Source organism: Sulfurimonas sp. NW9 (assembly GCF_051132275.1).
GTDB classification, from domain to species: Bacteria; Campylobacterota; Campylobacteria; order Campylobacterales; family Sulfurimonadaceae; genus Sulfurimonas; species Sulfurimonas hydrogeniphila.
In genome coordinates, this window is sequence record NZ_CP093236.1 from 1733523 (window position 1) to 1753590 (window position 20068).

15 protein-coding genes, 1 tRNA gene and 3 rRNA genes are annotated in these 20068 nt (G+C 39.8%); 12 read left to right on the top strand and 7 right to left on the bottom strand.

The features are described from left to right. Positions 1 to 74: 74 nt before the first annotated feature. On the bottom strand, positions 75 to 1763 hold the full coding sequence (locus MLC44_RS09830) for a cbb3-type cytochrome c oxidase subunit I (RefSeq protein ID WP_434657132.1): 1689 nt from the start codon (positions 1761 to 1763) through the stop codon (positions 75 to 77). Continuing rightward, complete coding sequence (locus tag MLC44_RS09835) at positions 1760 to 2374, bottom strand: hypothetical protein (RefSeq protein ID WP_151899881.1); 615 nt, start codon at positions 2372 to 2374, stop codon at positions 1760 to 1762. The genes MLC44_RS09830 and MLC44_RS09835 overlap by 4 nt, the downstream gene beginning before the upstream one ends. 214 nt (positions 2375 to 2588) lie before the next feature. On the opposite strand from MLC44_RS09835, the gene MLC44_RS09840 reads away from it, so the two are divergent. From MLC44_RS09840 to MLC44_RS09895, 12 genes are all read left to right on the top strand, one after another. Next, positions 2589 to 3869 (top strand): MFS transporter, encoded by a 1281-nt coding sequence (locus MLC44_RS09840; protein ID WP_151899880.1) that lies wholly within the window; start codon positions 2589 to 2591, stop codon positions 3867 to 3869. Positions 3870 to 3889: 20 nt separating this feature from the next. After that, a complete protein-coding gene (locus tag MLC44_RS09845) occupies positions 3890 to 4057 on the top strand; it encodes a hypothetical protein (protein ID WP_434657134.1) in 168 nt (55 codons plus the stop codon). Between the two features lie 48 nt (positions 4058 to 4105). Then, complete coding sequence (locus MLC44_RS09850) at positions 4106 to 5218, top strand: hypothetical protein (protein WP_434657137.1); 1113 nt, start codon at positions 4106 to 4108, stop codon at positions 5216 to 5218. 32 nt (positions 5219 to 5250) lie between these two features. Further along, the gene (locus MLC44_RS09855; protein WP_434657139.1) at positions 5251 to 5808 is read left to right on the top strand and encodes a hypothetical protein; all 558 of its coding nucleotides are present in this window, start codon (positions 5251 to 5253) and stop codon (positions 5806 to 5808) included. A 74-nt stretch (positions 5809 to 5882) separates the two neighbouring features. After that, positions 5883 to 6674 (top strand): formate/nitrite transporter family protein, encoded by a 792-nt coding sequence (locus MLC44_RS09860; RefSeq protein ID WP_151899878.1) that lies wholly within the window; start codon positions 5883 to 5885, stop codon positions 6672 to 6674. A gap of 58 nt (positions 6675 to 6732) precedes the next feature. Beyond that, positions 6733 to 7305, top strand: a complete 573-nt coding sequence (locus MLC44_RS09865) for a PP2C family protein-serine/threonine phosphatase (protein WP_434657142.1) — start codon at positions 6733 to 6735, stop codon at positions 7303 to 7305. Next, a complete protein-coding gene (locus tag MLC44_RS09870; protein ID WP_434657145.1) occupies positions 7275 to 7565 on the top strand; it encodes a hypothetical protein in 291 nt (96 codons plus the stop codon). Before MLC44_RS09865 ends, MLC44_RS09870 begins: the two co-directional genes overlap by 31 nt. After that, positions 7534 to 8370, top strand: coding sequence for a serine/threonine protein kinase (locus tag MLC44_RS09875; RefSeq protein WP_434657148.1), 837 nt, complete (start codon positions 7534 to 7536; stop codon positions 8368 to 8370). Before MLC44_RS09870 ends, MLC44_RS09875 begins: the two co-directional genes overlap by 32 nt. 23 nt (positions 8371 to 8393) lie before the next feature. Continuing rightward, positions 8394 to 9557, top strand: coding sequence for a hypothetical protein (locus tag MLC44_RS09880; RefSeq protein ID WP_434657151.1), 1164 nt, complete (start codon positions 8394 to 8396; stop codon positions 9555 to 9557). 152 nt (positions 9558 to 9709) lie between these two features. Then, complete coding sequence (locus MLC44_RS09885; RefSeq protein ID WP_151899875.1) at positions 9710 to 10798, top strand: trypsin-like peptidase domain-containing protein; 1089 nt, start codon at positions 9710 to 9712, stop codon at positions 10796 to 10798. A gap of 12 nt (positions 10799 to 10810) precedes the next feature. After that, positions 10811 to 12763 carry a M3 family metallopeptidase gene (locus MLC44_RS09890; protein WP_434636582.1) on the top strand — a complete coding sequence of 651 codons (1953 nt, stop codon included), beginning with the start codon at positions 10811 to 10813 and terminating at the stop codon, positions 12761 to 12763. 53 nt (positions 12764 to 12816) lie between these two features. Continuing rightward, positions 12817 to 13764 carry an endonuclease/exonuclease/phosphatase family protein gene (locus tag MLC44_RS09895; protein WP_434580095.1) on the top strand — a complete coding sequence of 316 codons (948 nt, stop codon included), beginning with the start codon at positions 12817 to 12819 and terminating at the stop codon, positions 13762 to 13764. 141 nt (positions 13765 to 13905) lie between these two features. Here MLC44_RS09895 and MLC44_RS09900 read toward each other — a convergent pair whose 3' ends face one another. The 5 genes from MLC44_RS09900 to MLC44_RS09920 form a co-directional block, all read right to left on the bottom strand. Continuing rightward, the gene (locus tag MLC44_RS09900; protein ID WP_434657154.1) at positions 13906 to 14421 is read right to left on the bottom strand and encodes a uracil-DNA glycosylase; all 516 of its coding nucleotides are present in this window, start codon (positions 14419 to 14421) and stop codon (positions 13906 to 13908) included. Positions 14422 to 14534: 113 nt separating this feature from the next. Continuing rightward, positions 14535 to 14650, bottom strand: a 5S ribosomal RNA gene (rrf, locus tag MLC44_RS09905). A gap of 249 nt (positions 14651 to 14899) precedes the next feature. Further along, a 23S ribosomal RNA gene (locus MLC44_RS09910) occupies positions 14900 to 17787 on the bottom strand. A gap of 287 nt (positions 17788 to 18074) precedes the next feature. After that, a tRNA-Ala gene (locus MLC44_RS09915) sits at positions 18075 to 18150 on the bottom strand. A gap of 142 nt (positions 18151 to 18292) precedes the next feature. Beyond that, positions 18293 to 19812 (bottom strand): 16S ribosomal RNA (locus MLC44_RS09920). Together the 16S, 23S and 5S rRNA genes with 1 tRNA gene alongside form the textbook arrangement of a ribosomal RNA operon. Between the last annotated feature and the right edge of the window lie 256 nt (positions 19813 to 20068).

A 20068-nucleotide genomic window follows, 5' to 3' on the forward strand; every position in this document is an offset into this window, starting at 1 on the left:
ACCCGTACTTTAATACGGGCTTTGTGTCTGTAAAGACTAAGCCCTATCTGAATTCCGAAAAAAATATGAAACTTTTACTGCGCAAATGCCGGATCATCTGCCGGTTCCAACTCTTCTTCTATCCCATAAGAAGCCGTTGCATCTTTTGCAGGCAAAAATATACCGATTAAGCCTTTGATACCCACACTCATAATAATATTGTATAAGAATACTGCCCAGGCGACAAGCAGCATCGTTCCAAAAATAGCGGCAAATATCATGTCTGGATTAAACTGCCCATCCACATAAAGGTGACGACGGAGCATCCCGTCAAGTCCTGCCATTCCCATAAATGCGCCCATACCGATACCGCCAATAAGATGCAGCCAAAAATGTGTATTTGCCAGTTTGTGAGAATAGAGTTTTGTGTTGTTTGTTACCAATGGCCATAAAACATACAGAGCCGAATAGAGTGTCATATACAATCCGACAATCAAAGCAATATGCACATGCGCACCGATAATCCACTGTGTATTGTGCAACACTCTGTTCATCCCCATATCTGCCTGGATAATTGCAGCAGGCACAGCCAGACCAAACCCTACAAGTCCGCCGAGAAGATATTTTAGTTCCATAGTCATTTTCAGAGGACGGGCCTTCCAAAGTGTCACAAGGGTAATAAAGAGTGCCAGTCCCTGGGTCAGCAGTTCAAAGGCAGTCACCATCTCACCGGAGATAAGTTTCATCATTTCAGGTTGTCCCTGATCACCAAGAAGGTGATGCGACCAGACCATCCAGGAAACCAAAAGCTCAAGCATTAACGCCGCACGGGCAACATTTTCCATAAAAAGCTTTTGTCCGGTGATTAATGTGGCAAGCAAATACCACGAACCTGCCACATAAATCAGAACCAGACCATCCGCAACCAAATCAAGCCCCCACCAAAAAAAGTTCTTGTACAAAAGGGCATCAATCGCCGTGACATCAAGTGCATGTCCGCTTGCATCAAAAACCAAATAAACCAGGATTAAAATACCTGCACCCAAAATCACCAGTGCATCCAGGAAAGTATCTACCGTACCGCGGAAGATTGCCACAACAGGAAGTGCCAAAGCCGGCTCTTTTGTATAAGGCTGTTTTCCTCTCAGCTTGTTGATAAGATTTAAAAATCCGTCTATACCAAATCCTGAGATTAAAAGTTCTTTTGTTGTCTTGTTTTTATGAATACCTACCCGCGCAAAAATTGTTGCATATATATTGTAGATAAAGCCTAAAGTTCCAACCATAATGAGAGCAATACCCAGAATAAAGACAATACCGCCAATAACATTAAACTGGTGTGTATCGGCAGGAAGCGGCCAGTACAATGTATATAACGGTGCATACTGCCATACAAATGCGGCTATCCATGCCAAAGCAGTCCCTAAAGTAATCAATATCCAGGTCCAGTTGGCAAGTTTTACACTGTAAAGCGGTTTTTTCGTAAGATATGGCACCAAAAAGGTAAAAGCACCAAAGACCAGCTGATAGGTCGAACCGAATATACCGACAATCGGGTGTACCGTCATGATGGAAAAGAAATGTTCCGGATGAAAAAACTGCTCAGGCAGAGGATTAAGCGGCACATGTCCGACCTCAACCATTCTCATAATCATACCCTCCAAAGCGACCAGTCCGTAAAATAAAAATGCCATGACAACCGGTCTGAGTGTTACCTTTTGCAAAGCATTTAAGCCTTTATGGTCAAAATTTGTACCATTTATTAATGTATTTATATAACTCATTGAATGCCTCCATTATCTTTACAGCCTACGACTTTAACGAAATCTTTCACCAGCATTAAATCTTTACCGTCTTCGCTGTACTGTCTGGGTCCGGAATATTCAGTGGATGTTAAATCAAAAACACCGTTATGATTAAATGTCCATAAAATATCATTGGAGTCCAAGATACCGTTGACATCCGTGCCGGGATTGACCTGCATCTGCATCACCATGGAACCGTCTTGACGAAAGAGTCCAAACCCATACACCAGATCTCTACTGTGTACATCAAACTCAACCGTTTGTCCACACTGTATAACTATCTGTTTTGGCAAACCCAGCCACTTATGATTTTTAATCTCAAATTCATACTTTGCATCCGGTTTGATGTTATGTCTGTCAATATCCTGTGACACCCACGGAATTGTATTGTATGTAAAAATATGGTGTCCCACACCGCCTGCAACCAAAAATGCCATATACCAGTAAAATGGAATACGAAAAACTGACTTGGCATCTTTTTTTGTCAGGTTATACCCAAACCATGCAACAACAGAAATAATCATTGCAGCATATATAGAGTAAGCAACCCAGTGAAAAGACAACAATTCAGCCGAATTTGTAAATGTCATGATAATGCTCTCCTTAAATTTTCACAAATTGTATAAAAAACGAGAATTGATAAAATTGATATATATCAAGAAAATCACTCTTTAATATGAAAATTGTATAATTTCTAATCTTTTGAAAATTCTAAATTGATTACTTTTTAATCAATAATATTTTTAAATCGGAAATATTTTTCACTATAATTACACTATTAAATTTCATTGGAGAATGTATAATATGGCAAGTTTTAAAGCCCTCAAAGGTCAAGGCGATGCAAAAACACTTTTTGCAGCTTTTCTTTATTTTGATTTTAGCTTTATGGTCTGGACCATGCTAGGCCCATTGGCAACAGAAATCAGTGAATCATTGGCAATGCACGGATTTATAATGAGTGCCTCACAAAAAGCCACACTGCTTTCTATTCCGATTTTGGCAGGAGCACTGCTTCGTATTGTACTTGGATTCGGTGTTGATAAATTCGGTGCGAAAAAAACAGCGCTTATGAGTCAGGCAGTTGTTATATCTGTGCTGTTTTACGCCTATTTCAGAGGAGAGACCATTACCTATAATGAACTCCTGATTGTAGCTGTCGGTCTCGGATTTGCAGGTGCTTCTTTTGCGGTTGCATTGCCACAGGCAGGACAGTGGTATCCGCCAAAACTGCAGGGAGTCGTTTTGGGAATTGCAGGTGCCGGCAATATTGGTGTTGTTGTTGACTTTATGTTTGCTCCAAAAATAGCAGAACTTTGGGGGTGGCAGGCAGTCTTTTTAGTTGGTGGAGCATTATCAACCTTAATCTTTGTAACATACATCTTTTTGGCAAAAGATGCACCAAAAGAGGTTTACACGCCCCGTCCTAAAAAACTCAAAGATTATGCCAAACTCTTACGTGACAGAGACACTTGGTGGTTTAACCTCTTTTATGCAGTAAGCTTTGGAGGATTTGTCGGATTTGCAGGATATATGAAAGTTTATCTTATGAACACCTATCAAGCCGATATGAGTAGTTTTGGACTCAGTGTATTTAATGAACCCAATGTTAAAGTCATTGCCGGTTATTTTGGAGCGCTTACAATTTTTGCCGGTGCAGTCTTGAGACCTGTCGGGGGTGCTGTTGCAGATAAAATGGGTGGTGTCAAATCACTTTATATCTTTTTTGGTATTGTAGCCGCATTGGCAATTGTAAATGCAACTGTCACTCTGCCGTTTTGGGTTGCAATTGCAGTACTCTTTGCAATAATGGCAAACCTTGGCATGGCGAACGGGGCAGTTTTTCAACTTGTGCCTCAGCGATTTGGCAAAGATATTGGAATCATGACAGGGATTATCGGTGCAGCCGGCGGACTCGGGGGTACAGCCCTTATTAAAACGCTTGGATGGTCAAAAGGTGCCTTTGACGGCTATTCGGCTGGTTTTATGATATTTGCCGGTGTTGTACTTGTAGCTATCATGGGAATAAGTTTGGTAAAAACACGATGGAGAACAACCTGGGGCGTTGCAGCCGGCGGAAGAATATAAATGAGAAAATGGAGAATATTTTGCAATTACAAGTATTAGAAAAAGCATATGAAGCTAGAAGTAAAAAAGTTAATAAAATTGAAACAGTCAAAAACCTTAAAAATCCTATGGAGGCTTTTGAAAAGATAACAGAGTATGCACGAGAGGGATATGATGCAATTGAGGATGAAGACAAAAAATATTTTTGAAATGTTTTGGGATCTTTGACAAAGACGGTCTCACCTAAACAGTTTATGATGAGAGTCAGAGTTGCAGGGGGACACCTCAACGCAATTCAGGCAAAAAAAATCGGAGAAATTGCAAAAAATTTCGGTCAGGATTATATTGATATCACAACCAGAGCACAAATTGAACTTCGTTTTTTAAATATCGAAGATATGCCTGCTGTTTTAAACGGACTTGAAGAAGTTGGACTCACCTCCTACCAGACAGGTGTGGACAACTTTAGAAATATCGTCACAGACCCATTTGACAAAGACGGTTTTGACAATGTGCTTCCTTCGTATGATTTACTTAAAAAAATCGAAAAAACATTTTTAAAAAATCCGGATTGGATCTCAACACTGCCAAGAAAATTCAATACCGGGATTTCAGGCTCCCTCGCAAACAGATGTAATGTTTTTGGACATGACTGTTCTCTCGTACTTGCACAAAAAGACGGAGTATACGGCTACAATATGTTTCTTGGTGGCAGAGTCGGTATGATTGCAAAAAATGCAGACATATTTTTGGCAAACGAAGAAGAGGTTTTACAGGCCTACGGTGCACTTATAGCAATCTTTCAAAAGTATGGTTTCCGTGACAACAGAAACAAAAACAGACTGCACTTTCTCATTGAGGCTGTCGGCATGGCTGAAATTTCTGCAGCCATTCGTGATGTTGCAGGCGTAAATTTTGCCACCGCCGGTGACACAATGACACAAATAGATCCTGTAGACTCAGAACACGGAAAAATCCAACTTCGAGACGGTTCATTTGGAGTACAGATTATTGTACCTTCGGGAATATTTACAGGTAGCGATCTGATAAAAGTATCCGAGTTAAGCCAAAATCACGGCAATAACGAAATCAGATTCAGTGTTGAACAAAATATCTACATTCTAGGTGTCAAAGACACGGCTGCACTTTTAGAAGATTCTTTTTTTACAAAATATAAAAATATAAACACGCCTTACTTTAACAACCTTGTCGCCTGTGCAGGAACCAAACACTGTGCATTTGGCGTTATTGAAAACAAAGAGGATGCTATAGAAATGGCTGCATATTTAAGTAAGGCCGTTCCTCTTGAATCAGGGAGAGTACGAATGTACTGGTCTGCCTGTGTCAAAGGCTGCGGAACACATGAATAGGAGACATCGGTTTTGAAGGCTGTAAAGCAAAAGTGAAAGGACAAACCGAGGACGGTGTCCACATAACCATAGGCGGAAAAATCGTCAGTGAGGGGAAGAACGGGTATACCGTTATCAAATCTGCTCCACTGAAATTTTCTAAATACTTTGTTGAGACTCTTGTGTTGGAATATAAAAAACTGCGTTTAAAAAACGAATCATTTGAAGCATTTCATGACAGAATTTTAGCACAGTATTCTCATGCATATATCGGTTTTTATATGCAACTCCAAGCTTATTTACGATTAAAAAACATTTCTATTGATTTAAATATCAATAAAATTCCAAAAACAGGACATATTGAAGAGTTTGAACTTTTTGAACTTGGACGTAAGCTCTATTTTGCTCTCTCCAAACAAGAACCGTATACGGCATACAACAGATTTACAAATGAAAATCCAAGAGAAAAACTGATACCTCTCAATAAAATAGTTTCCGATATTGATAAGAACATCAATGAACTCGTTTTTAAGATGCTGGATGTTGAAGCAAAAAGAGCCGTTGTTTTTTCTGAATTGCTTCCATTAATCAACTTGGCTGACAATGATTAAAAATTAATCATTATAAACCTATTAAGTATACAGATTTAAGCTATACTTATTAAATAAAATTATAAGGAATTCATATGAGTTATGTAAAACCAGAGATAGTTGTAGATGGAATGGTAACAGCCGGAGTATACAAATCAGGATTGGGTGTAAAAGATTTATTGATACGCGGTTCCCTTGCGGGTGCTCTTCTTGGGGTTGCTACAACCCTGGCTATTGTTGCTTCTACTCAGACACATCTGCCTATTGTCGGAGCGCTTATTTTCCCTGTCGGTTTTGTTATGATTGTTTTGCTGGGATTGGAGCTTGTAACCGGAAGTTTTGCTTTATTGACGACATCTTTGTTTGACAAAAAAATCGGGTTCGCAAAACTCTCTGTAAACTGGTTCTGGGTCTTTACAGGAAATCTGCTGGGCAGCCTGCTTTTTGCAGCTCTTTACAGCCTGGTTGCTACAAAATTCGGACATGTGGAATCATCTCCTGTCATAGACATGATTAAGCATATTGCAGAAGCAAAAACAATCGGATATGAAAAAATAGGTGCAGACGGTATCTATACCGTCTTTTTAAAAGCTGTTTTTTGTAACTGGATGGTGTCTTTGGGTGTCGTTATGGCATTGACAGCTACAACAACAATAGGAAAAATTGCAGCTATGTGGCTCCCGATTCTTACTTTCTTTGGACAGGGGTTTGAACACGCCGTTGTAAATATGTTTGTTATTCCTGCAGGCATAATGCTTGGTGCAAATGTAAGTGTGTCACAGTGGTGGCTGTGGAATGAAATTCCGGTAACTTTGGGAAATATTGTTGGCGGAGCGATTTGTACAGGTATGGCTTTATATTACACACATAGAAAAAATCAGGCATAAAAACTCTTTAAAATAAATACCGTTTTGCTATAATCTACTTTACATGTAAAGGGGCAATATGGCAAAAGGTAATATTAAAACTTCCGGGTTCTCACTTGCAAAGACCAAAGAACTGACCGGAGATGATTTTTATGATATGGCAACTATCGGCAACCTGAGTGTTGCCATAGTCTGTGATGGTGTCGGCAGTGCCGAAGAAGGTGCCCAAGCAGCAAAAAGAGTGACTTCCTATCTTATAAACAACTTTAAGATTCGCCCAAAGTCATGGTCAATCGAAAAATCTATAAAAACATTTATCAATTCCATAAATACAATTCTTTATAAAGAATCACAACTCAATTATGAACGCAGTGAACTTATCACAACCCTTGCTCTCGTTGTTATAGAAGGAAACCGTTTATACGGCGTAAATGTCGGAGACAGCAGAGTATATCTCCTAAGAGATGCTTCACTGACACAGCTCTCATCTGACCATGCCATGCAAGAAGAAGGATATGAAAATGTCCTGACGCAGGCTATTGGTATCAGTGAGGATGTAGAACCCTACTATTTTGAAAATATTATTCAGAAAAATGATAAAATTCTCTTTGCAGCGATGGTTTGTACAATGTACTTTCTGAAAATGAAATAAAAGACAATATTTCAAAAGGAGCTATTGCTCTTGTCAAGCGAGCAAGTAACCATACAAAAGACCATCTTCCTGATGATACAACAGCAGTTGTGTTGGAAGTACTCAATGCTGATGAGATAGAGATACTCAAACAGCAAAAACTGGATATTCCACGGTCACTCAAAGCAGGTCAGACCATAGACGGCTATAAACTTGAAAAACCTCTCATACAAAACGAAAGGACCTGGCTTGCAGAAAAAAACAAAGCAATACGTCATTAAATTTGCACCGGTTGAATCCAAAGAAGATAATCAGATCTTAGATCTGTTTGTCAAAGAAGCATGGAATGCCAAACGTCTCAAAGCAAAGTTTTTCCCAAAGGCTGTCATTCCAAAAAACAGAAGTGCCCGATACTATGTTATGCAGCTCTTTGATGGAGAAGATTTAAATAATTACCTGGCATCACACTTACATGTAACGATAGATGATGCTGTGGAACTTGCGCAAACACTTTTAAACATGTCTCAGTTTTTACTTAAATATGATCTTGTACACGGTGATATCAAGCCAAACAATATCATGATTGCCAAAATTGACGATGATAATACAGAATACAAGGTTATTGATTTTGGCAGTATTACAGAGATATTTTCAGAAGAGTCCCGCGCCGGTACACCGAGTTTTTTGGCACCTGAACGATTTCAAGGAGAGTCCATAAGTGAAACAAGCGAAATTTTTGCCATTGGTGTGACACTCTATTTAAGTCTTACGGGGAAATATCCTTACGGCGAGATAGAACCCTTTCAAAACCCGACATTCAAGGAAGCCAAAAAACCGAGTTATTACAATTCAAATATACCTGATTGGCTTGACAGTGTTATCATGCGTGCTATTGCACTTCAAAAAGACCAAAGGTATGAGCATTACTCTGAGATGAAATATGAACTTACACATCCGCAGAAGGTAAAACCCTACTTTATTAAAAATGCACCACTCATTGAAAAATCACCCTTACTCTTTTATAAGAGGGCTTTTACTATAATGACAGTTATAAACTTTATACTTATCTATTTGGTATTAAAATAAAGGGCATCCCTAAAAGGAAATTTATGAACTGGTTCCACTTTTTCCGGCCAAAGTCCTATTGTTCAAAAAGCTTTGGAAGAGGTATTCATGCAGATATCGCAGAAAATGAAGAAGAACTCTTTAACAAAGCCTACGAAGCCTTTGAAAAAAAAGAAATTTTAAATGCCTATACATTCTTTTTCAACTCTCTGATGAATTACAAAAACGGTCTTCCCAATCAAAATATTATACTCACCCGGGAAAAGGAGTCTTTGAAGTTTATCCTGTATCAAGGCAGTGCAAAGATCAACGGCTTCACAACAAACAAAAAACTCTACGCCGAAGTGACTATGGTCAAGGCAAAAAATGCAAATGTTGCACTCAAACGCTACGCACTTGAAAGAAATTACCAGTTTACCTATGTAAATTACTGCAGTGACGGCGACCATATTAAATTAAAACTCAATCTTGACAATATTACTATGACCCCCAAGAAAGCTTTTTATCCTTTAAGAGAACTGGCACTGAATGCAGATTATGACAAAGAACACATGCTTAGTGAATTCGAACAAAAAGAGTTAGAGGACATCGACCACATTCAAAAACTTGACACTGCCGAGTTACATGTAAAGTATAGGTATTTACATATTTGGATAGAAGAGCTTAATGCAAAAATACGGACATTGCCGGCAGAGGACAGTATAGGTATGCAGGCATTTCTATATCTAAACTTTTTATTTAAAATTGACTATCTTTTGGTACCAAAGTCTAAAATCTATCAAAAAATGACAAAAAAACTTCAAAATTATTTTGCAGATGAAGAAGCACTGCCAGAAGTAAAAAATGCGGAACTTGCAAAATATATTTTAAGTCTTGAAAAGCTTGATTTTGATGACTTCAGTCAAAACTTTTATGAAGCCAAATACACATTCAGCCAAATTGAAAAAAGTTCTTATGATGAGTTTGTTGACTTTATAGAAGAATCACTTATAAAGCTCAGATGGTACAAAAACAACCGCCATCCTCAAATCATACCAACCATTTACAGTTATATAGCCTTGTATGCTCTGTATAACTACGGATTGAACCCTGCGGCCAGAAAATTACTCCATATTTATATTTGTGTCATTTATGCTGAGTATATGAATGCGCTGGGATGCAAAGGATATTATGATACGCAAAAGAACCAGTTTTTAGAAGTGAGATAATCTCTCAAATTGACGAAACAGTTTCCAGGTACAGACATCAGTATAAACTGCTGAGCGCTTTTGGTGATGAACTTGATTTCAGTTCACTCAATGATTTTTCAAACAGTTACTTCAGTGCATTAAAAAATCTGGATTTTCATGAGGCCTAGCAAATGAATACGCAAACTCTTTTAGAAACCTACATTGAAAATATTATACAGATAATGACACCCTATGGCAGCGGAACAGGTTTTATTATAGATAATCTTATTATTACAAATTCGCATGTATGTTCGGGGCTGAGAGAAGTTGTAATCAAAGCAGAGCACTTTGAGCGAAGTATTGCAAAAGTTATTTATGATGACCCCTATTATGATTTGGCATTTATAAAATATGAATTCAAACAACCAAAAAACCCGCTTAAACTTGCCAAAACCAACGTAGAAAACGGTGATACCACCATAGCCATTGGGCACCCTTACGGTCTTAATTATACAGCGACAGAGGGAATTGTTTCCCGTGCAGCCAGACTTATGGGAGACCTTGAATATATTCAGATTGATGCTGCCATTAACCCGGGAAACAGCGGAGGTCCTCTGTTAAATGACAAAGGGGAAGTTACAGGAGTCAATACTTTCATTATTCAAAATGCAAATAATTTGGGTTTTGCACTCCCTGTACATTATCTTCAAGATGCACTCACCGCTTTTAAACAGCTCGGAGTAGAAAATGTCATTAAATGCCCTTCGTGCAAAAATCTTATCCAAGAAAAAGATATAAAAAATGACTACTGCCCAAAATGTGGAGCAGAACTTGAAATAGCCAGACTCAGACGAAAAGGCTACACACCTATAGGCCCGACAAAACTCATAGAAGATATACTGGAGTCCCTGGGCATAAATGTTACCCTGGCAAGAAGAAGCCAATCATCCTGGAGAATAGACAAGGGAACTGCAAGAATCAATATAAACTATTATGAAAACGGCATTATTATAGGAGATGCCAAGCTTTGCGGTATTCCCAAAGAAAACATTGAAAAGATGTATGATTTTTTGCTCCAGGAGAACAACAAACTCTCCTATTTACAGTTTTCTATCAATGAAAACAGCGTATATCTTTCCTATCTGGTTGTAGACTCCTCCTTAACAAAAGAAGAAGGAAAAACTGCAATAGAAAAGTTAATCAAAGATGCAAATAAGTATGATAATATTCTCATAAACAAATACGGTGCTCTGCGACAGAAAAAAGACACTGAGGACTAAAGGAAAACATAGATGACAAAATTTTTACAATTTGATTGTGACTTAGATACTTTTATAGAAGAACTGCAAAAACATCTCAATAAAAATAACAAAAAGATAGAAACCTTACTTGGGCAAAAAGAAAAAACCTATGCAAACTTTGTCAAACCACTGGAAATGATGGATGAGTATCTTGAACAGTTTTTTACACCCCTGTCTCATCTCAATGCGGTAAACAACTCTGAAAAAACACAAAAGGTCTATACAGAAGCACTCCCTCTTATTACAGAGTATTCGACACAGCTTTCACAAAACATTGAAATATACAATGCATATAAAGAAATAATGCAAAAAGAACAAACATCCCTCAACAGTGAACAAAAAAGAGTTTTAGCATTAAATATTTTACATTTTGAATTAAGCGGTGCCCATCTAGATAAAAAAACAAAACAGAGGCTCCAGGAAATAAACTTGAAAAAAAGTGAACTTTCCAATAACTTTTCTCAAAATCTGCTTGATGCAACAAATGCCTACGAATATATAATTACTGATGAAGCAGATATAGAAGGTTTGCCAAAAAGTGAAATAGAAAATGCCAAATTTGAAGACGATGGCGTTGTAAAATATAAATTGACACTGCAAATGCCATCATACATAGCCTATATGACCTATGGAAAGAACAGAGCAATTCGAGAGGAACTCTACCGTGCCTATGTTTCACGCGCACCCCAGAATGCAAAAATAATTGATGAACTGTTGGCACTGCGACAGGAGATGAGTCAGCTTTTAGGGTTCAAAAACTATGCAGAACTTTCTCTTGCTACAAAAATGGCCGAAGATACAAAAAGTGTTTTAGGGTTTTTAGAAAATTTACTTGAAAATTCAATTCCCCAGGCAAAAAATGAACTGCAGGAACTTCAAAATATCGCTCCACACAAACTGGAGAGTCATGATACCTCTTACTATGCAGAAATATTAAAAAAAGAGCAATATGACATAGATGAAGAGGAGTATCGCCCTTATTTTGAACAAAAAAATGTTATTGCAGGGATGTTTACTTTCTTGGATAAGCTTTTTAATGTTACATGTAAACAGGTGAAAGAAAAATTGTGGCATGAAAAAGCCTATGCCTATGATGTGTATGAAAATGACATACTCAAAGCCCGTATCTATCTTGATTTAGAAGCAAGAGAATCAAAACGGGGCGGAGCATGGATGCATAACTGGCAAACACACTGCATAGATGAAGCAGGCAAAAAACAGCTGGCCTCAGCCTTTATAGTATGCAGTTTTCCTCCATCAAATGATACAAATCCTTCACTGCTTCGTCATGATGATGTTGTCACTCTTTTTCATGAAACAGGACATACTTTGCATCATATCCTGAGTGAAGTAAATGAAAATGAAGTAAGCGGTGTCAATGGAGTAGAATGGGATGCTGTTGAATTTCCGTCTCAGTTTTTAGAAAATTTTGCTTATGAGCCTCAGGTTCTCAAAATGTTTGCAAAACACTATGAAACAAATGAAACTATTTCAGATGAAATGATAGATAAACTCGTAAAAAGTAAAAACTTTTTATCTGCAATGGGTATGCTCAGACAATTGGAATTTTCACTCTTTGATTTTAAACTGCATACTAAAGTTTACAAGGGAGATGAAGTGCAAAATCTGCTTGACACCATACGAGAAAAAACCGCACTGATAAAACCACCAAAATACAACAAGTTCCAAAACGGATTTTCACATATATTTTCAGGTGGGTATGCTGCAGGATACTACAGCTACAAATGGGCCGAAGTTCTGAGTGCAGATACTTTTTACACCGTAGTAGATGAAAATATTTTCAATTCCCCTACAGCAAAAAAATATCAAAATATCATTTTACACCGTGGCGGTTCACAAAGTATGCAAGAACTTTTTCATGAACTGATGGGCAGAGATGCCGATACAACGCAACTATTAAGACTCAACGGTATAATAAAGTGAGAGTATTCTTTCTTTTAACTCTGCTTATCACATTAATGTATGGAGAAACAACTTTGAAAATTGCAACATATAATGTTGAAAATCTTTTTGATTTGCAACGAAACGGACATGAGTATAAAGAATATATTCCTTATGCAAAATCAAATTGGAATGATAAAAATTATAGAAAAAAACTTAAAAATATTGCAAAAGTCATCAAAGATATCAATCCCGATATCATTGGACTCCAAGAGATAGAATCTCTTCAGGCACTCAAAGATCTACGATATACTTTAAAAAGAGAAGGAGTTTATTACCAGTACTATAAAATTGCCAATTTAAAATCTACAACAATCAAAGTAGCCATTTTGAGTAAAATTCCGTTTGTATATACACATGAAATTGCTGTCACATCTTCCTACAGATATAGAAATATTTTAGAAGTGAAATTTAAAATAGGCAATGAAGATTTGTATATCTTAATTAATCATTGGAAATCAAAAGCAGGTCCGGAAAGCATGCGTATAGTCTCTGCAAAAAAACTCAGAAAAAGAATTGAAGAACTGGGAAAAAATAAAAATATAATTGCACTTGGTGATTTTAATTCTGATTATGAAGAGTATGAAATTTTTAAAAGAAAAAGAAAACATAATGACACAGATGGAATAACAGGTATCAATCATATACTGGGTACTATAAAGTATCAGAATTCATCACTAAATATACATCTGGCACCTTATGATTTTTACAACTTATGGTATGACACTGAATTAGAAAAAAGATACAGCTATATCTATAGAGGCAAAAAAGAAGCAATGGACAGTATTTTAGTCACAGCCGCACTTCTTGATAAAAAAGGCATTGATTATAAACCACATAGTATCGCTGCTTTTGAAAAGCCCTATTTGTTTAAAGGAAAAGAGATTTACAGATGGCAGACAACCAGGAGCAAATTAAGACGTCACAAAGGGAAAGGCTATTCAGACCATCTGCCTGTCATAGCAGAGTTTGTTCTGCACTGAGACACCATTCAACAGGCTTTTTCTTATGTTTGATCAAATACTCATTTGCTCTGGAAAAAGGTTTTGAATGAAAAAAACCTCTGTATGCCGAGAGCGGAGAAGGGTGAGGAGATCTAATAATACAATGTTTTGTTGTATCGATTAGAAATTCTTTTTTTTGTGACGGTCCACCCCATAATATAAAAACCAAATGTTCTTTTTCATCAGAGAGTTTTTGATAACGGCATCAGTAAACTTTTGCCAGCCAAAATCTTTATGAGAATTTGCCTTCCCCTGTTCAACAGTTAAAACAGCATTTATCAACAAAACTCCCTCTTTTGCCCATTGTGTCAAATCCCCGTTTTTCGGATATTTACAACCTATATCATCGACTAACTCTTTGTATATGTTTTTTAGCGAAGGTGGAATATTACATTTTGGACAAACAGAAAAAGCAAGACCGGTAGCCTGATTTATTCCATGGTATGGATCCTGTCCTATAATTACAACTTTTACTTCAGAAGGCTTTACTAAATTAAAAGCTCTAAATATATTTTCAAAATTGGGGAATACAGTTTTTGATTTATATTCCAAAGATACTTTTTTAAGAAGTTTGATAAAATATTCTTTATGAATTTCATCATTGAGAAAATTTTTCCACCCGTTTTCCAATAACATTCTCTTTCCATTTTTTTACAATTATATAAAAATAATACTATGGATAAGATTATTCGTTAGATGTAAAGAGTATCAATGATTATAAAATAGTTAAAGAGTAAGAAATCTGATCAACTAGGCAGCGACCTACATTCCCACAAGTGAAACCTGCAGTATTATCAGCGATGAGAGGCTTAGCTTCTGGGTTCGGAATGGGGCCAGGCGTTTCCCTCTCTCTATAGCCACCTAGACAAGATCAGATATAAAGACATCTGACTGATGTATTTATATCTGATCTTACAAGGACCAGTTGAGTGAGTTTTTGTATGTTCTATGTCATTTCGAAACATAGAATAAATGATTGCTCATTAAGTTAGAATTGGTAAAATCAACAACAGCCGGCACTAAAGTACCGGTTCCAAATAACTACTAACATATCTCTTATTAGTATATATACACTAAATAAGGTAGTGAAGCAATTGTGTTCATTTAAGAACTTGGTAAAAAGACAAACGTACTATTAGTACTGGTCAGCTAAACACATTGCTGTGCGTACACATCCAGCCTATCAAGCTTGTAGTCTTCAAGCGTACTTCAGGGAACGTTCATCTTGGAGTTGGCTTCCCGCTTAGATGCTTTCAGCGGTTATCTCATCCGTGCGTAGCTACCCAGCTATGCCCTTGGCAGGACAAACTGGTGCACCAGTGGCACGTCCAACCCGGTCCTCTCGTACTAGGGTCAGCTCTCCTCAACGTTCCTACGCCCACGGAAGATAGGGACCGAACTGTCTCACGACGTTCTGAACCCAGCTCGCGTACCGCTTTAAATGGCGAACAGCATACCCTTGGGACCTGCTCCAGCCCCAGGATGCGATGAGCCGACATCGAGGTGCCAAACCTCCCCGTCGATGTGAGCTCTTGGGGGAGATCAGCCTGTTATCCCCGGCGTACCTTTTATCCTTTGAGCGATGGCCCTTCCACACAGAACCACCGGATCACTATGACCGTCTTTCGACTCTGCTCGACTTGTATGTCTCACAGTCAGTCCGGCTTATGCCATTATACTCTACGAAGGATTTCCAACCCTTCTGAGCCGAACTTTGTAAGCCTCCGTTACTTTTTAGGAGGCGACCGCCCCAGTCAAACTACCCACCAGACATTGTCCTCGCACGAGATAATCGTACGGAGTTAGCTATCAGAATATTCAAGGGTGGTATCTCAAGGATGCCTCCTCCAGAACTGGCGTCCTAGATTCAACGGCTCCCACCTATCCTGCACATGAATATCCCAATAGCAGTGTCAAGCTATAGTAAAGGTGCACGGGGTCTTTCCGTCTTTCCGCGGGTAGGAGGAATTTTCACCTCCACTACAATTTCACTGGATCCCTTGTTGAGACAGCTCCCATCTCGTTACGCCATTCATGCAGGTCGGTATTTAACCGACAAGGAATTTCGCTACCTTAGGACCGTTATAGTTACGGCCGCCGTTTACTCGGGCTTCAATTCATGCCTTCGCTAATGCTAAGCAATCCTTTTAACCTTCGAGCACCGGGCAGGCGTCACACCCTATACATCCACTTACGTGTTAGCAGAGTGCTGTGTTTTTGGTAAACAGTCGGGAGGGACTCTTTGCTGCGACCCGTCAGTGCTTTGGAGAGTAAATCTCCTAACACTTAGGGCACACCTTATACCGAAGATACGGTGCTAGTTTGCAGAGTTCCTTAACAAGGGTTCATCCACGCGCCTTAGAATACTCATCTCACCCACCTGTGTCGGTTTACGGTACGGGCAACATTACATCTCGTTTAGAGGCTTTTCTCGGCACGACAGTATCAAGGGTTCTGGTCGCTCTCCGAAAAGATTGACCAGCCTGTCAGATCTCGGTCTCATGTAGCGCGGATTTGCCTACGCTACGACCTACGTCCTTCGAGCCACTATTCCATCAGTGACCCCCTTTAACTCTATGCGTCCCCCCATCACTCAAACGATGTAATGTCGGTATCGGAATATTAACCGATTTGCCATCGTCTACCCCTTTCGGACTCGACTTAGGTCCCGACTAACCCTACGATGACGAGCATCGCGTAGGAAACCTTGGGTTTACGGCGAAGAAGATTCTCACTTCTTTTCTCGCTACTCATGCCTGCATGCTCACTTCCATCCGCTCCAGTACTCCTTACCGGTATACCTTCAGCGCTGAATGGAACGCTCTCCTACCACTTACAGTAAACTGTAAATCTAAAGCTTCGGTGTTTATCTTAGCCCCGTTATATTTTCGGCGCAGAATCGCTAGACCAGTGAGCTGTTACGCTTTCTTTAAAGGATGGCTGCTTCTAAGCCAACCTCCTGGTTGTCACAGCAACTCCACATCCTTTTCCACTTAGATAAAACTTTGGGACCTTAGCTGTTAGTCTGGGTTGTTCCCCTCTCGACATAGGATTTTATCACCCTACGCCTGACTCCCGAGGTTACACGTATAGTATTCGGAGTTTGATAGGGTTTGGTACCGCGGTAAGCAGCCCTAGCCCTGTCAGTGCTCTACCCCTATACGCTAATGCTCGAGGCTATACCTAAATATATTTCGGAGAGAACCAGCTATCACTGAGTTTGATTGGCCTTTCACCCCTATCCACAAGTCATCCCAAGAATTTTCAACTTCTACGGGTTCGGTCCTCCACTGGCTCTTACACCAGCTTCAACCTGCTCATGGATAGATCACTCAGTTTCGGGTCTGCAGCATCTGACTATGTCGCCCTATTAAGACTCGCTTTCGCTACGGCTTCTCGTTCGATTAACCTTGCCAGATACCACAACTCGCAGGCTCATTATGCAAAAGGCAGTCCGTCACACTTATTTAATAGTGCTCCGAATGATTGTAAGCCATAGGTTTCAGGTTCTATTTCACTCCGCTCACCGCGGTCCTTTTCACCTTTCCCTCACGGTACTTGTTCGCTATCGGTCTAGTAGTAGTATTTAGGGTTGGAGGGTGGTCCCCCCATATTCAGTCAAGATAACACGTGTCCCGACCTACTCGTTCCATACCTTAGTTCCACATAAATGTTTTCGCTTACGGGAGTATCACCCTCTATGCTCATCCTTTCCAGAATGTTCTGCTAACAAATATGCTAAATGTATGCGCCCTATTCCAATTTCGCTCGCCGCTACTCTCGGAATCTCGTTTGATTTCTCTTCCTTGGGTACTGAGATGTTTCACTTCCCAAGTTCGCCCCACCCGAAGGTGGTAACACGAATCGCTCCGTGGGTCGCCCCATTCAGAAATTCCCGGATCAAAGCTTCTTGGCAGCTCCCCGAGACTTTTCGCAGCCTAGTACGTCTTTCATCGCCTCTACTAGCCAAGGCATCCACCTATGGCCCTTAATATCTTTTTATTCTATTTGCGTTCACTACCTTATTTAATGTATGAATACATTAAACAAGATGAATGATCTGTTATTGTAGTTATTTAGTTTTTAATTATATCTCTATAATTAAAGTTGTTGACTTTAACAATTGTAATTTAATGATCGTTTGGTTTTTAAACCAAATATAAATTCTTATGACTTTAAGAACTTATATTTAATTTAGAAACTTGTTTCTTAGATGAGTTGTGCTTAAAAAAGAAGCGAAGCATACTTTAGTATGTGAGTTTCTTTTTTAAGTGCAAATCGCTAAGAAATGGTGGAGAATAGCGGGATCGAACCGCTGACCTCCTGCGTGCAAGGCAGGCGCTCTCCCAGCTGAGCTAATTCCCCATTTTATAATCGTAATTCAAATGAACACAGATCACTGAAAACTAAGCAAGTAAGTTAACTTTTGAAACAACTAATAAACTATTTCTCGTGTGAGATTTTCTTGTGTTGAGCCACTCAATCGAATGAGTGCTCTTTACTCTAGAAAGGAGGTGATCCAACCGCAGGTTCTCCTACGGTTACCTTGTTACGACTTCACCCCAGTCGCTAATTCCACCGTAAGCGGTAGCCCCCCGAAGGTTGGCTTCCCGATTTCGGGTGAAATCAACTCCCATGGTGTGACGGGCGGTGAGTACAAGACCCGGGAACGTATTCACCGTAGCATTGCTGATCTACGATTACTAGTGATTCCAGCTTCATGGAGTCGAGTTGCAGACTCCAATCCGAACTGAGAGACGCTTTAAGTGATTAGCTCCACCTCGCGGTATCGCAACACTCTGTACGCCCCATTGTAGCACGTGTGTAGCCCTAGCCATAAGGGCCATGATGACTTGACGTCGTCCTCACCTTCCTCCTCCTTACGAAGGCAGTCTCCTTAGAGTGCTCAGCTTAACCTGCTAGCAACTAAGGACGAGGGTTGCGCTCGTTGCGGGACTTAACCCAACATCTCACGACACGAGCTGACGACAGCCGTGCAGCACCTGTTTTCGAGCTCCCGAAGGGCACCCCGCCATCTCTGGCAGGTTCTCTCAATGTCAAGGCTAGGTAAGGTTCTTCGCGTATCTTCGAATTAAACCACATGCTCCACCACTTGTGCGGGTCCCCGTCTATTCCTTTGAGTTTTAATCTTGCGACCGTACTCCCCAGGCGGTTCACTTAATCTGTTAAGTGCATCACCGCCCTGACTAGCAGAGCGACGACTAGTGAACATCGTTTAGGGCGTGGACTACCAGGGTATCTAATCCTGTTTGCTCCCCACGCTTTCACGCCTTAGCGTCAGTTATGTTCCAGGAGATCGCCTTCGCTTTCGGTATTCCTAGTGATATCTACGGATTTTACCCCTACACCACTAATTCCATCTCCCCCTCCCATACTCTAGGTCGGCAGTTTCAAATGCAGTTCTACAGTTAAGCTGTAGGATTTCACATCTGACTTGCCAACCCGCCTACGCGTCCTTTACGCCCAGTGATTCCGAATAACGCTTGCACCCTCCGTATTACCGCGGCTGCTGGCACGGAGTTAGCCGGTGCTTATTCATATGCTACCGTCATTTTCTTGACATATAAAAGGAGTTTACACACCGAAATGCGTCATCCTCCACGCGGCGTTGCTGCATCAGGGTTTCCCCCATTGTGCAATATTCCTCACTGCTGCCTCCCGTAGGAGTCTGGTCCGTGTCTCAGTACCAGTGTGGCGGATCATCCTCTCAAACCCGCTACCCGTCATCGCCTTGGTAGTCTCTTACACTACCAACTAGCTGATGGGATATAGACCGATCCCTTGGCGGAATCCATTTCCCGACTTATCTTGTGATAAGAAGGAGTATCCGGTATTAATCATCGTTTCCAATGGCTATCCCGGTCCAAGGGGCACATTATCTATATATTACTCACCCGTGCGCCACTCGTCAGCATAGTAGCAAGCTACTATCTGTTACCGTTCGACTTGCATGTGTTAAGCACGCCGCCAGCGTTCATTCTGAGCCAGGATCAAACTCTCCATAATTGTTATTACAGAAAGATAAGTAAACTTATTACTGATCTTTTGCCCAAGATTATTAAATCATTGGCTTTGTTATTTTAAGTCTTAATAAAACTGCTTAAGGTTCTATTACTAGACTGTATAGTTATCTATTACTATTAAGGGAACCATACAGGCAAGCCTGTATGGATTTCAAAATAGAATAGACGGTTGTTGTTTATTAGTTATTTCTAAGTAATTTATCTCTTTAACTCTAAAGCTAAAAAGTCTCTTACTTGCT